Genomic DNA, 13,158 nt, shown 5'->3' with positions numbered 1-13,158 from the left:
AATTATTTGACGATAAAAAAGGAAGGGATAGACCGTTCACCGTATTGGCTCGATGGATGATTGACGATCTTACCATCGTAGTATAGAACTGTGGAAGCACCACCGTCAAGATTGGCCACATTATAAGCACCGTATTGGAGCATAATATCCTGTACATCTTTCAGAGTCGCGCCTAGAGAACCAAGCTGACGCCCATCAATGACCAGCATCAAAATACTGCCGTCCTTTGTCTGGCCTATTGCCGTTCTTGGGGCAATACCCCAGCCCCCGTCTCCGTGGGTAATTGCCGGTTTCCCGTCTACAACCAGGAAGGGGCTGAAAGTGACGGCGTCTCTGATTCCCATTTGTTTGATTTGGCTCAGGGTATAGTGCCCCAGAACCAACACATTATCCTGATTCAGGCCAATGATATCGAAGGAGGAGGCCGAGTCTTTATAGAGAATACGGCCCTCCGAGATGAGGATGCCTAACGGTTGGCCGCCATTGCCGGTACCCTGGGGATCATCAAACACCCCTCCGTTAATGACGGCGCTTGCTCCGTTCTCCTTGGCGATATCCTCAGCTTTTTCTCCTACTTGGCCAAGATAACGTGTCGCAGCAACTTTTACACGCTCGGGATCTTTTACTTTGAGCAAATAACCTTTAAAACCTTTTTGACTGATATCAATAAGTTCGATTCCGCTGTCCTTGTCAGTTCCCTGAGTCTTGACGGCCGAGGGATGAGAGTTTCCCAAATCCGCCGCTTTGTTATTGTCCATTATCTGTTGTATCTCTGCTTGACTGAACAAACTGGTCGCCAGGTATTGGTGACTCATTGTCGTCATGGCACTCGTCACCCACAATTCCCGCAGCATTTCGAAGGGTTGGATAGGGACATATAAAAATCCTAAAAAGCACAAGCTGAAAACCAAAAAAAGGCTGATGATTCCTGCCAGGAGCTGCCTGATCCTTTTTTTCCTGCGGCTATAGTAATAGATGCCGGCAGGTTTTCTACCGGGTCTTGGCTGAGGCGCCGGGGGGGAAGACCTAGAAATCCCTGTATTGCTCATATTGCCTCCGTTTTATAAAGAAGACTTGATTCAGGCGGAGTTTTAACTCCATCTGAATCCTAGTCGCACTTATCCAGGGACTTAGCCGCTCTTGACTCACCGCTTGCCAAAGCGGGAGTCTTAGAGCGGATTAGTCAACGGATAAAAAAATCATTTATTCATCAAATATCTATATTCTACACTATATTCCCAATTAAAGTTCAACCAATTTCTAGTAAATCCTCCAAGGATCTCTCGTATTCTTGAAAAATCTGCTCATTTTTTCTTGAGCAAATTAACATTTTGCTTAAATCATTAAAAACCCTGCGGTCAACAAAAACCGCAGGGCAACAAACATTGGGCCGGTAAGCAAATTTGGCAGCCGGTTCTAAATCAACTGCTCTTTCTGAATTCAAGTTTATCTATGTGCAACAGATCGGGAAACAATTTCATCCACAGAAAGGCCACAACTATTGTCCCAATACCCCCTATAAGTACGGCGGGTACGGCACCGAACCAAGAGGCTGTAAGCCCGGATTCAAACTCACCCAGCTGATTGGAAGTACCGATAAACAGCATATTTACAGAACTGACCCGCCCCCGCATAGTATCCGGAGTTTCCATCTGCACAAAGGTCGAACGAATCACAACACTTATCACATCGGAAGCGCCTAAGATAAAGAGCGCCAAAATTGATAGCAGGTAAGACGTTGATAAGGAAAAGAGGACAGTTGCCAGGCCAAAGAATATTACGGCGGTAAACATGGTACGGCCGACATTTTTCTTAAGAGGGTATCTGGCCAGAATGGCTGACATCAAAAGAGCACCGACGGCCGGGGCCGAACGCAAAATCCCCAGTCCGAAGGAGCCGATATTCAGTATTTTACTGGCATAAATCGGCAGCAAGGCAGTGGCGCCGCCAAAAAGAACGGCAAACAAATCAAGGGAAATGGCCCCAAGTATGACCGGCCTGCTTTTGATAAAGGATATGCCCGCAAATAAGGTTTTCAAACTTTTGGATTCCGTTTTTACTTGTTCCTTCCTTACAGAAATAAACAGGATCAGAATACTCGATATAAATATTAAAGTTCCCGTCAGGCTGTACACAACTCCCGGTCCCAACGCATAGAGTATTCCCCCCAATCCGGGCCCGATAATCACCGCAAACTGAGAGGTGGAGGCCACCAAAGCCGCCGCCCGGGGAAAAACTTCCTCTTCTACAACATTAGGCAGCAAAGCCTGCATGGGCGGACCTTGAAAAGAATTGGCAGCTCCTATGCAAAAGATGATGAAAAGGATGCTTTCTTTGTTAATCCAGCCATGATAACAGCCAAAAGCCAGCGACAGGACAGCCGCCGCTTCAACCAGCTGGCTTGAGAAAATAATTAATTTCCGGTCCCAGCGGTCGGCTACATGCCCAACCACAAGGGTCAAGAGAATCATGGGCAAAAATTGAATAAGTCCGACGAGGCCGAGGTAAAAGGCTGATTGGGTCAAAGAATACATCTGCCATCCTACGGCAACGGTCAACATTTGGAAAGCCAACGTATTAGCTACACGGGAGGTCATTAATAACAGCAAGGATTTATTCTGCAATACCGTCAAGTTGCTAATCTCACTCGACACCTCTCTCCAGGTTGGCGTTTATTTTCAAGCGCCCACCATATTTTCTCATTTCAAGCGCAGTTGTGGAGTTGTAGCCCAGATAAAGAAGACTTGATTCAGGTGGAGTTTTAACTCCATCTGAATCTTAGTCGCCCTTATCCAGGGACTTAGCCGCTCTTAACTGACCGCTTGCCGAAGCGGGAGCCTTAGCGCGGACTAGTCAGCGGATAAAAATGCTTAATAAATAGAGTATATCTTCAAGCAGAAAACTAAGCAATATTTTCCTCTTAGTTGATCCAGAAAGAAACCGTTTGCTTCATAATCTCAACAAAGCAAACGGCTTCTACCAAACTTTAAAAAACGTATAAGTTTAAGGCTACTAAATTTATAGCTTTAATTGTGTCTCTTCTAAAATTAATGCCCTGCAAATCAACAATGAACTAAGCACTCTTAATGAGAGGCTGCAACTCGTACACAATATCAACATTTTGCGATACGCTCGGTGAGTGCGTAACGATGATCACGCACTTGCCGTCATCAGAGGCAAGGCCTTTGAGAATTTTCATAACTTCCATTTCCGTTCTGCTGTCAAGATTGCCTGTCGGCTCATCGGCAATGATAATATCCGGATTATAGGAAAGTGCCCTGGCAATGGCCACCCGCTGTTGTTCTCCGCCGGAAAGCTTCAGGATGCGCCTATTTGCTTTTTCCTCATTAAGTTCGACCTTTCTGAGCATTTCCAAAGCGTGCTGTTTCTTGTCCTTGACCTTCACGCCTGCAACATCCATCGATAAAATAACATTTTCTAAAGCCGTCAGATGACGCAGCAGATTAAAACTTTGGAAAATCACCCCGATATTTTGACTCCGGTACTTCTCGCGATCAATTTTAGTTATATCCCTGCCGTCATAGAGAATCTTGCCGTCACTGCTTCGGTCCAGACCGGAAATTAAGGAAAGCAGCGTGGTTTTTCCCGCACCGGATTTTCCGACGATAGCATAAGTTTGGCCCTTTTCAAATTCAAAATTAGCATCTTTAAGCACCGGAGTTTTGCCGTTGTCATAGGAATAATATAAATGTTCAATAGTTAATATGCTCATTTTCTTTTCCTCCCTTAAGATAAATTGCTTAAAATTTTCAGCGGTTCATAGCGTGAGATAAAGATCATGGACATACCGCTGCTCAAAAGGACGAGCAAGATCCCAATACCCGCTATTTCCAACAGTACCTGACCGTCGATGACCGCGTTAATCTGGTTGACATAGCTGGCACTCTTAGCTGTTCCGAAGAAACCGCCTATGCTGCCGCCTCCGCCTTGAACTGCCGCATTACCACCATCCGACCTGCCGAAATTTTGTTGTACTTGTGATTGCTGAGCCTGAGTCGTGCTTATTTCATTTTGCAGCATATAATTAGCTGTCGGTACGGAGGCTGCCGCGCCTATTCCGGCACCTATACCCAAGGCCAAAAACGTTACCATGAAAAGCTCGGCTATAAACTGCAGGGCCACTTTGCCTTTTTTCATGCCAATTGCTCTGAGCACTCCGACTTCATATTTTCTTTCTCTGATGTTGATCATATTGAGAACTACCAGGACAATGGCGCCAATGCCCAAGACCAGAACGAGGAATATCGTGGCAAAATGGCTGAGATTGTTCAGCGGGGCAACGCTTTGAGTAAAGCTGTCCGCATTTGTACTGACAGTATAATCCTGATTCAATCCTTTAGCGGTAAGCTCCGCTTTAAAGGCGGCGACATCGTCCGCGCTCTTTAAGCTAAAGCTTGAAGTCAGCTGGGAATTCAACTTAGTGTCATCATTAGCCGCCGAGGCTGTAACAATGTTGTTGACCGCAGTGTAGTCGGTGATAATCTGATTGGCGGCATTGGAAAAGAGATTCATTTGTGAACCGTCGCTGCTTGAGGTATCCGTATAAATTCCTGTAACTGTAAATTCATCGGCCTGGGTCGAGTCATTGGGGTTCGTCAGTGTAAACTTGCTGCCAACGGTAAGATTATTGGCCTGTGCCAGCTCGTCACTAATTACAGCAGCATTCGTCGTGTCACTGTCACTGAACATTGACCCGGAAGTGATCTTATAAGTTCCGTTGACAAAATCGCTCATGGCTGAGGTTGAACTGTAACCGATTACCCGGAAATCTCCCTGTGATTTGTTGACAAAGCTTGCCATACTTGGCATTGCAGCTCCGCCGGCTGCCTTTGAGGTGGTAGAGGTGGTATTAGAAGAGGAACCGCTTGACGTGTTGTTGGACACCGCCGTTATATCACTCGAATTCATGGAAGTTGTCAAAGAATAGGTCAGGCTTTTGACATACTGCGAATCAGCGTAATTTTTCAGTTCAGTCAAGGTTAGAGCATCCGGAAGGCTTAGATCTTGCATGTTTGTGCCGCTTGACTGAGCCTGTTTCATTAAAGCACTGCGGTCCAAACCGATCGTTGCCGTAATGTCAAAACTTGCTTTCTGATTAGCGACAATTTCATTGGCCGAATTCCTGATGCTTAAGGCCACACAGCTGGCAACAGCGATGACCAGAACTATGATTCCTATCAGGACATTTCTTCCTTTAGATCTGGACATGCTTTTTAAAGCATTTTTGAAAATATACATTCTTTAAATCGCTCCTTTTTTGAATTTGATTACTGGCTTATATTAAGCTTTGTTTGTGATAGTTTTATGTTCGTGAACGTAAAAGTACATGAAAATAAAAAAGCGTGGTCTGAGACCACACGTAACGTTCATTGTTTAAAGTTCATTGAACATAGCCTTTTTTTATTTATTTTTTAAGCTCAAACCAAAAGGTACTGCCTTGGTTAATCGTACTGTCCACCCCATAATTTGCTTGATGAGCCTCTAAAATGTTTTTGACGATGGAAAGACCTAAGCCTGTTCCAATGACCGGCCTTTTATGGGTTTCCGACGCTTTATAATAACGCTCCCAGATTGTTTCAAGTTTATCCTTCGGTATCCCTTTGCCGGTGTCCGTCACTGCAAAGCGAACCTGATCATCTGAAATTTCGAGGCTTATTTTGATCTGTTTATTATTTCCCGTGTAATTGACGGCATTACTTATTAAGTTATAAATAACCTGTTCTATTCTTTTCTCGTCAGCATTGACCACGGCATTGTCCGCACATGAACAGATAAATTCATAACCGTCCCGCTCGACTAAAATATGAAAGCGTTTTAAGATACTTGATACTGTTTGGGAGATATTGAAGGTATTAAACACAATTTTTTCAGTTCCCGACTGGATTTTGGAGAGATCCAACATGTCATTGACCAAGCCCGAAAGCCTGTCCGCTTCTTCAATGATAACATTGGCATGGATTTCTCTTTTGTGCTCATCTTTCCAGGAAATGTCCCGCAGCATTTCAGCATAAGCTTTAATCATAGTCAGCGGGGTCCGCAGATCATGAGAAACATTAGCGATTAAATCCTTGCGCAAATTTTCCGTTTGAGAAAGCTCTCTGGTTGCATAATTAAGAGTTGACGCCAATTGGTCGATTTCGCTATAGCTTCCTTTTACAAATACAATATCGTAATTGCCCTTTGCCAGCTCCTTAGCTGAGCTCGTAAGCATTTCAATCGGTTTGGAAAACCTTCTGGAAATAAACAGGGCAATAAAAAAAGCAATCAGCAGAATAATGATAGAAACATAAATAAGTTGATTTTTTAGAACCGCAATGGTGGAATCAATGGGATCAAGGGGAGCGATAATATAAAGAATGGCTTTTTTCCCGGTCGTGTCTGTCAATAATGCTCCATATTCCAGCATCAGTCCTTTGAGACGTGTATTCTGAACATTAAAATAAAGTTCAGATTTGCCGCTTTTCAAAAGTTGATCTCTGAGCTGTTCATAATTATTCGCCGGCAGAATTCTGTTCAGACCCATACTTTGCTGGGCAGGAGGGCCACCTCCAAAGGAATCCGTCGAAAGCTCGATATTCCCCGCCGTATCTGTCACCATAATAATTAAATTATTATTATAAGAATATTGTTGGATCGTATTGTCAAAATCAGTTTGCCCATACTTGCTTTTCAAGGCGTTCGCCATGCTTAATATTTCACGGGTTTTCATGCCCTGATAGTAGTTTTTTAATAAGACAATTTGCAAAAGCCATAAAACGCTCAGGATTAAGATCGCAAAGAGGAAGAAATAGAGCCACATCTTATAGACAATACTTTTATGATCAAATTTGAGCCGCACAGTTACCACCCTTTTATCCAGATGCTTATCCCTTCCGAAGGGAAAGGCAAACTTTCAACTTTCAGCGAATTGAAATTTGTAGCCCACCCCACGTAAAGTGACAATAAAATCTCTGTATTTGCCAATACTGTTTCTCAGCATTTTTATGTGCGTGTCCACCGTCCTGTCATCTCCTGTAAAGTCATACCCCCATACGTCGCTAAGGAGCTTATTGCGGGAGAGTGCCAGATTTTTATTTTTAACAAGATAAAAAAGAAGTTCATATTCTTTGGGAGTTAGCTCTGCCTTTTCTCCGTCGACATAGACATTTCTTCCGGCAATGTCTACCTCAAGGCCAGCAAATTTCAACGTGCTATTGTTGACCGCCGCCGGCTCTTTGCTCAGGTTCCTGCTTATGATGACATTGATTCTGGCCATTAATTCTTTGGGCGAAAAAGGTTTTACCACATAATCATCAATGCCGATTTCAAAACCGAATAATTTATCGTATTCTTCACCTCTGGCGGAAAGCATCAAGACCGGAATATCTTTAAATTTCTTTATTTCCTTGCAGGCTGAGAAACCGTCAAGTTTAGGCATCATAACATCCATAACAATAACGTCGAAATCCTGAGTCTTGCATATGTTTACGGCTTCCATGCCGTCACAGGCCTCTGTTACTAAATTTCCCTCAAATTCCGCATATTCTTTGATGACATCACGAATTCTTGTTTCATCGTCAACAACCAATATCTTGTGCATTTTAAACCTCCGGGCATGCTCCGCTCTTGAACAATGCTTCTCTCCAAGCAATTTGTCACTAGTTTGTCCAGTTTTGTTTCAATAAGTCGGCAAGTCAACCTAAATTTAGCAACTCCCGCTTAAGTCATTAATCTTAATAACTTTCAATATCTTTTAAGCAGGTGATGCTTTTTGAACAGATCAAGACAAAATTTCCTGCTTGATACAATATTAGTCTTGTTATTGACAGTAATTGCTGTAACCGGACTGCTCGTATGGTTCGTCTTTCCCTTTGATTCGGGCAGGGACGACCTGTCTGCACTCCTTGAAGAAATACACAAATGGACAGCGCTGATGTTTGTCGCCGCCTCGGTTTATCATTTCTTCGTCCACTGGGAGTGGTACAAAACAATTTTCCGGAGCCTGCCTAGAAACAAAAATTAAAAGCGTACTTCCTTCACTTTTTTTAGAGTGAAAGGAGACGCTTTTAATTTACAATCCATTAGAATCCGGCGAAGCGGCTTTTCAGCCATCCCTTCATGACTTCATTAGGTAACAAGGCATTTGTGCAAAAAAATGTCAACGATCTCCGGATCAAACTGAGTCCCGGCACAACGTTTTAGTTCTTCCACCACAGCTGCCTGAGGCATAGCTTTGCGATAAGGCCGATCATTGGTCATAGCGTCATAAGCGTCGATAACTGTAAGAATACGGCATTCCACAGGGATGTTTTGACCGCATAAGCCCAGAGGATAACCGTCTCCATCCCAATTTTCATGATGCCTCAAGATCCAATCGGCGATTGGCAGAAGATCCGGGGAAGCCTTGGCGATCCTGTAGCCGATCTCGCAATGGGTTTCCATTACGGATTTCTCGAAAGCTTCCAGCCTGGCTCGTTTAAAGAGAATATGATCCGGAATTCCCACTTTACCTATGTCATGAAATTTAGCAAACAGGCGCAAATCTGAGAGTTTTTGCTCTGACAGACCCACTTTGCGGCCCAGCAGAATCGCCAGATTTTCCAGTCTTTCCGCATGTCCTTCGGTAATAAAATCCCGTGCTTCCAGAGCCTTGGTCAAGGTTTGAACAATCGAGCTTTTAGCGCTTTGCGCCTGAAAAAGCTTATCCCGGTTCATATTAAAATCTGCTTCACGCACCACATCCAAAGTAGTCTTGCCGGCCCCACTATACCCATACCCAACCGCTGCACTGAATTTTATGTCTAAGCTAAGCATGCGCTTTTCGATAGTATCCCTTATAGCAAAGTAAGCAGCTTCTATTTCCTCGCCGCTGCAGGGGGCAAGAAGCACCGCAAACTCGTCTCCCCCAATCCTGGCCACCGTTGCCGTATGGGGAAACAGCCCCTGCAAAACCTCCGCCAAGGTTTTGAGGATCGTATCGCCGACACTCGTACCAAAACTATTGTTAATCAGGTTCAGCCCATTGACGTCGACCATGATAACCCCAACATCCGAAACCTGCTTATGATCCAGCTCTTGAACTTTCGCGTCAAAGTATTCGCGATTATATAACTTCGTAAGATTATCATGATAGCTTAAATAGTAAAGCTTATCCTCGGCCTTTTTACGCTCGGTTATATCGGAAAGTGATATGATCGTAGTCGTTGTTTCGGGAATCAGAGCACTGTTGACAATCACATACTTTGTTTTCCCATTGGCAAGCCTCAATTTTGTTTCATATTGCCCGGGAACCTCTTGGTCCCCATTTATCCTGCGCTGATAATAATCTTTCATTTTTTCAGCTTCATCCGGAGCTAAAAACCATTGGAGGTTTGTGCCTACGAGCATTGCGCCGGAGAATCCTAATAAATGCTCGGCCTGTTGGTTGACCATGGAAATTACCAGTCCCTTTTCCAGGATGAGCAAAGCGGAAGCCGAGGCCTCAAAGATAGTTTTGTATTTCCTTTCCAGCAGAAGCTGATCCGTAATATCCCAGGCAAAGGTTAGCCAGGCTTTTCGCTGATCAGGCCAAAGAATCGATTTTTTAGTCATTAAGTAATCACGGTTCAACATTCGATTGTGCACTCGCTGCATAGATTCACGGTTGTTCAATTGGCTTTGACAATCCGGGCAGGGAGCTTCCAGACCGTAAAATGTCCGGTAGCAAATCTGATCTTTAAGTTCTTTCTTATAGAGGGCTTGCAGTGTTTTGCTCGAAAATAAAATTCTGTAGCTAAGAGAATCAACAACGTAAGCAATAGCCTTAGTCCCGGCAAACATAGCGTTTAAGACAGCGGCACTGGACTGATTCAGCTTAACTTCTTCTTCCAATTTATAACGTCTGAGGCCTTCCACGATCAGGTCGCTGATCCGGAGAATAAAGTCCATCATTTCAGGGCTAAGAAGTTCCGGGTTTTCATCGGCAATCTGAATTGTTCCAATCACGTTTTCATCGTGGATTAAAGGAATGATGGCAAAGGTGCGCAGTCCCTTGCGGACACACTCGCCTCGAAAACGAGACTGCCTGTGTTCCGGCAAACTTTTATAAAAATTAATTAAATTATTGGAACAGATGCAGCATTTTTCATTAAGAATGCTTTCATCAACCATTTCAAACTGCTGTTGGAAAACCCTCTTGCATAAACATTCGTCTTCCAGGGATAGGTCCGATTCTAAGCTTAAAAACTCATGATCAAAGCCAATCGTAGCATAATAAGGAATTTTTCCCTCATCATCGCGAATTCTGATTCCAACGCAGCGACATTTTGTACGTTCAGAAATACAGCGGATAACCGCTTGCAGATAATCTTTGCATGAATAATCTTCGGTAAATAATTTCAACAGACTTAATACAGCATCTAAGTTTGCCTGAACACTCAACTTCATTATCCCCCTTTCTGTAGCAATTTGAAGCTGGATATTAAGTCCAAAAAGACCTTTTCAGCTGCTGAAAATTGTTTGGATCAAAGCAACAACTCTACCTAAATCTGATTTTTTTCATGAGCAAAACTTCATTGCCCGTCGCATTGTAGATCACTTTGTCACAAAACGCCCTCATCAAAAAAATACCACGCCCACCTTCCTCTCCCAGCAGTTCATCAAACTCCCTATCAAAGAGGTCATTATTAATGGTTAAACTTTTAACATTTTTAGTATTAAAGCCCGAACAATCATCTTTGACTCTGACGATTAATTTACGGCCTACCCGCCGGGTTTTGACATGAACCTGCCCACAGGCAAAGAACCCGTTATTCATCGCTTCATTAATCGCTACTTCCAATTCGGGAGCATGAATTGCAGCGTTTCGTTCGAGGAATTCACTAATAATTGTCTGAGCTCGTTCCAGATCTCTGTCATTTTTTATATCCAAAACATTGGTATCCTTGTTGTCATTTTCCTGAAGAATCTCTATGCAGACAGCAGAAAAGTCATCATTCCGTTCCGGACAATCCGCCAATTTCTCAAGCCAGTCCAGGTAACCTTTAAAACCTTGCTGTTTGCTTACTCCATGCAATTCTATCAAATCGGAGACCCCATCACTCATCATACAATACATTTCACCCGGTCTAATCGGGACTGTCACCATTTCAATATCAGGGTCATCAATTATGCCGAGATAGCAGCCGGATAAGGGCACTAAAGAGCACTCCTCAGAATTAATGGCTAAAAACAAGGTTATCCCAGCGGAAATAAGTTTGAGTACCTTAGCCTGCAAATCAAATTCATAGTAGAGCAAAGCGACGAAGGAACCCTCATATAAGTAAGGCATTATTCTCCGGTTAATGATTTTAAGATCATTCTCCGTAATCCTCTCGCCGGTAAGGAGAACGTTATCCAGCATCATTTTAAACGTAGCGGTTTGCATTGCCGTGGCCAGACCATGTCCACAGACATCGATAATATAGCCGCACAATTTATTCTGCCTCTCGAACCACTTGTAATTGAAGAAATCACCACTAACCTTACTAAATGATTCAAAGATTGTACTAACGCGCACTTTATCTCCGGAGAAAGGGGGCGGCAGAGACTCCTGCTGCACCCGAGCCGCCAAGGAAAGCTCCAGCTGCGTTTGACGTTCTCGCTCGTAGAGTTTCTCTTCGATATTAATCATTTCCGTAATATCTTCCAGGCACTCCATCTTTTCGCTGACCTCACCGAATTCGTTCTTTAAAACCGCTATGCTTTTTAACACATGCCTGATTTGGCCGTTTTTCGTTACAATTTTACACGTCTCATTAATTAAGGGCGATTCACTGGCATTGCGGCATAAATAACATCCTTCTATGCCCACCCCGTGTAGAACCATTGAACATTCTTTGCCGATCGCTTCCGCCTCGCTGTAACCGGTTAACTCTTCGGCAATTTTATTCCAACGAATTATTTTTCTGTCTTTATCGACGGAAAGAACGGCACTGGGGACAGTTCTGAAAAGCAGCTCGGCATACTCTGCCTGCTCTCTCAACTGTTTCTCCAATAGTTTCCTATTAGTGATTTCCCGGGCAACTCCCAAAGTTCCCGCCAGCATACCGTCATACTCAAAAAAAGGCGCAACAAATGTTTCCAGCCACTTGCCGCCTATTTCGTGATGGTGTGGTTGCAAATTAAGCATATTTTTGCCGGACTTTATTAATTCTTCCTCACTCTTTTTATGCTTCAAAGCAATTCTATAAGGGAAAAAATCAAAGTCGGTTTTACCTACAATTATCGTATTCTTGATGTTATAAAAACTTTCGAAATTTTTGTTAATGATAACATATTTACCGTTTTTATCCTTTATCCAAGCTAAAAAAGGCATGCTATCCAGCATTGACTGGTAATCTTTAAACTTTTGATCGTCTATCTCAAGTTTAACATCCTTGCCCAGTCCATACAAGACCTCTTGACCTTCCCATGTTCCTCTGCTTAGCCGGACTTCCATACACACATGCTTTTGGGATTTAGAGCAGAGCTCCAGGAACTCTTGGGCTGATCTTCCTTCCTGCGAACCCTTTAAAAACTCCAGCACTTCCCTGCGTCCGCTCAAAGGAAACAACTGTTTAATATTCATAGTTGTCAGTTCGTCCAGAGCATAATCAAGTTTTTCGGCTGCAGCTTTGTTCACGTGAATAATTTCACCTGTATCCTTGAGAATCAGAAGATATTCATCGATTTGATCCAACAACAAGGTAAAACTATCCTCACAGTGATGTTCGGAAATGTCATGATCCAACTCTTTATAAGTCATCGCCAATTACTTCCTTACTTCTCTACGTTTTCTCTTGTTCCTTTCTCATCCTTTGGGCTTCTGAAATATCGCGCCTGAAAGATTGTCATTCAATGGTAAAGACTTTATCCAACCGGGTGCGTTTAAGCAATTCTTCAGGCAGCCCCCGGGCTCCTGTCAACACCAGTTTGCCATTTCTTTCTTTCGCTGTTTTATTGATTTTCACTAATGTTCCTAAGCCTGAACTATCAATATAGGTAAGCCCGGAGAGGTCAATTTTGATATCCGTAACCCCATGATCGATTACCTCTAATACTTCCTCCCGCAAGACGGAAGCATCATGAACATATATTTTATCAGTTAGAAAAATAAGCGCCTGGTTTCCTTGGACTTTAATAGAGTGTTTCATAAATCTT

10 protein-coding genes are annotated in these 13,158 nt (G+C 43.3%); 1 reads left to right on the top strand and 9 read right to left on the bottom strand.

Annotation, left to right across the window (positions count from 1 at the left end):
• Nucleotides 1-2 precede the first annotated feature (2 nt).
• From REC12_RS25570 to REC12_RS25545, 6 genes are all read right to left on the bottom strand, one after another.
• Nucleotides 3-1,049, bottom strand: coding sequence for a phosphodiester glycosidase family protein (locus tag REC12_RS25570; RefSeq protein ID WP_308899122.1), 1,047 nt, complete (start codon nucleotides 1,047-1,049; stop codon nucleotides 3-5).
• 372 nt (nucleotides 1,050-1,421) lie between these two features.
• Complete coding sequence (locus REC12_RS25565) at nucleotides 1,422-2,654, bottom strand: MFS transporter (RefSeq protein ID WP_308899120.1); 1,233 nt, start codon at nucleotides 2,652-2,654, stop codon at nucleotides 1,422-1,424.
• A 419-nt stretch (nucleotides 2,655-3,073) separates the two neighbouring features.
• Complete coding sequence (locus REC12_RS25560) at nucleotides 3,074-3,733, bottom strand: ABC transporter ATP-binding protein (protein ID WP_308899119.1); 660 nt, start codon at nucleotides 3,731-3,733, stop codon at nucleotides 3,074-3,076.
• Nucleotides 3,734-3,747: 14 nt separating this feature from the next.
• Nucleotides 3,748-5,259, bottom strand: a complete 1,512-nt coding sequence (locus tag REC12_RS25555; protein ID WP_308899117.1) for an ABC transporter permease — start codon at nucleotides 5,257-5,259, stop codon at nucleotides 3,748-3,750.
• A 166-nt stretch (nucleotides 5,260-5,425) separates the two neighbouring features.
• A complete protein-coding gene (locus tag REC12_RS25550; RefSeq protein WP_308899115.1) occupies nucleotides 5,426-6,859 on the bottom strand; it encodes a sensor histidine kinase in 1,434 nt (477 codons plus the stop codon).
• 54 nt (nucleotides 6,860-6,913) lie between these two features.
• Nucleotides 6,914-7,600: a response regulator transcription factor gene (locus REC12_RS25545; protein ID WP_308899113.1), complete on the bottom strand. Its 687-nt coding sequence runs from the start codon at nucleotides 7,598-7,600 to the stop codon at nucleotides 6,914-6,916.
• Nucleotides 7,601-7,771: 171 nt separating this feature from the next.
• On the opposite strand from REC12_RS25545, the gene REC12_RS25540 reads away from it, so the two are divergent.
• Nucleotides 7,772-8,023 carry a DUF4405 domain-containing protein gene (locus REC12_RS25540; RefSeq protein ID WP_308899111.1) on the top strand — a complete coding sequence of 84 codons (252 nt, stop codon included), beginning with the start codon at nucleotides 7,772-7,774 and terminating at the stop codon, nucleotides 8,021-8,023.
• Nucleotides 8,024-8,127: 104 nt separating this feature from the next.
• Here the strand turns inward: REC12_RS25540 and REC12_RS25535 are convergent, their stop codons facing one another.
• The 3 genes from REC12_RS25535 to REC12_RS25525 all read right to left on the bottom strand — a co-directional run bounded on the left by REC12_RS25535 (nucleotide 8,128) and on the right by REC12_RS25525 (nucleotide 13,151).
• Complete coding sequence (locus REC12_RS25535; RefSeq protein ID WP_308899109.1) at nucleotides 8,128-10,419, bottom strand: HD domain-containing phosphohydrolase; 2,292 nt, start codon at nucleotides 10,417-10,419, stop codon at nucleotides 8,128-8,130.
• Nucleotides 10,420-10,516: 97 nt separating this feature from the next.
• Nucleotides 10,517-12,763, bottom strand: coding sequence for a PAS domain S-box protein (locus REC12_RS25530; RefSeq protein ID WP_308899107.1), 2,247 nt, complete (start codon nucleotides 12,761-12,763; stop codon nucleotides 10,517-10,519).
• Nucleotides 12,764-12,848: 85 nt separating this feature from the next.
• Entirely contained in the window at nucleotides 12,849-13,151 is a 303-nt protein-coding gene (locus REC12_RS25525; RefSeq protein ID WP_308899106.1) for an STAS domain-containing protein, read from the bottom strand.
• Nucleotides 13,152-13,158 lie beyond the last annotated feature (7 nt).

The sequence above is a fragment of the Candidatus Desulfosporosinus nitrosoreducens genome (genome assembly GCF_030954495.1).
GTDB lineage: Bacteria > Bacillota > Desulfitobacteriia > Desulfitobacteriales > Desulfitobacteriaceae > Desulfosporosinus > Desulfosporosinus nitrosoreducens.
Note: the sequence above shows the minus strand (reverse complement) of the source record. Positions and strands in the feature narration are given on the sequence as shown.

Bases quoted from the DNA above. Each gene is read 5' to 3' on its own strand.
- REC12_RS25570 (WP_308899122.1), bottom strand. From the start codon at position 1,049: ATGAGCAATACAGGGATTTCTAGGTCTTCCCCCCCGGCGCCTCAGCCA.
- REC12_RS25545 (WP_308899113.1), bottom strand. From the start codon at position 7,600: ATGCACAAGATATTGGTTGTTGACGATGAAACAAGAATTCGTGATGTC.
- REC12_RS25555 (WP_308899117.1), bottom strand. From the start codon at position 5,259: ATGTATATTTTCAAAAATGCTTTAAAAAGCATGTCCAGATCTAAAGGA.
- REC12_RS25525 (WP_308899106.1), bottom strand. From the start codon at position 13,151: ATGAAACACTCTATTAAAGTCCAAGGAAACCAGGCGCTTATTTTTCTA.
- REC12_RS25530 (WP_308899107.1), bottom strand. From the start codon at position 12,763: ATGACTTATAAAGAGTTGGATCATGACATTTCCGAACATCACTGTGAG.
- REC12_RS25560 (WP_308899119.1), bottom strand. From the start codon at position 3,733: ATGAGCATATTAACTATTGAACATTTATATTATTCCTATGACAACGGC.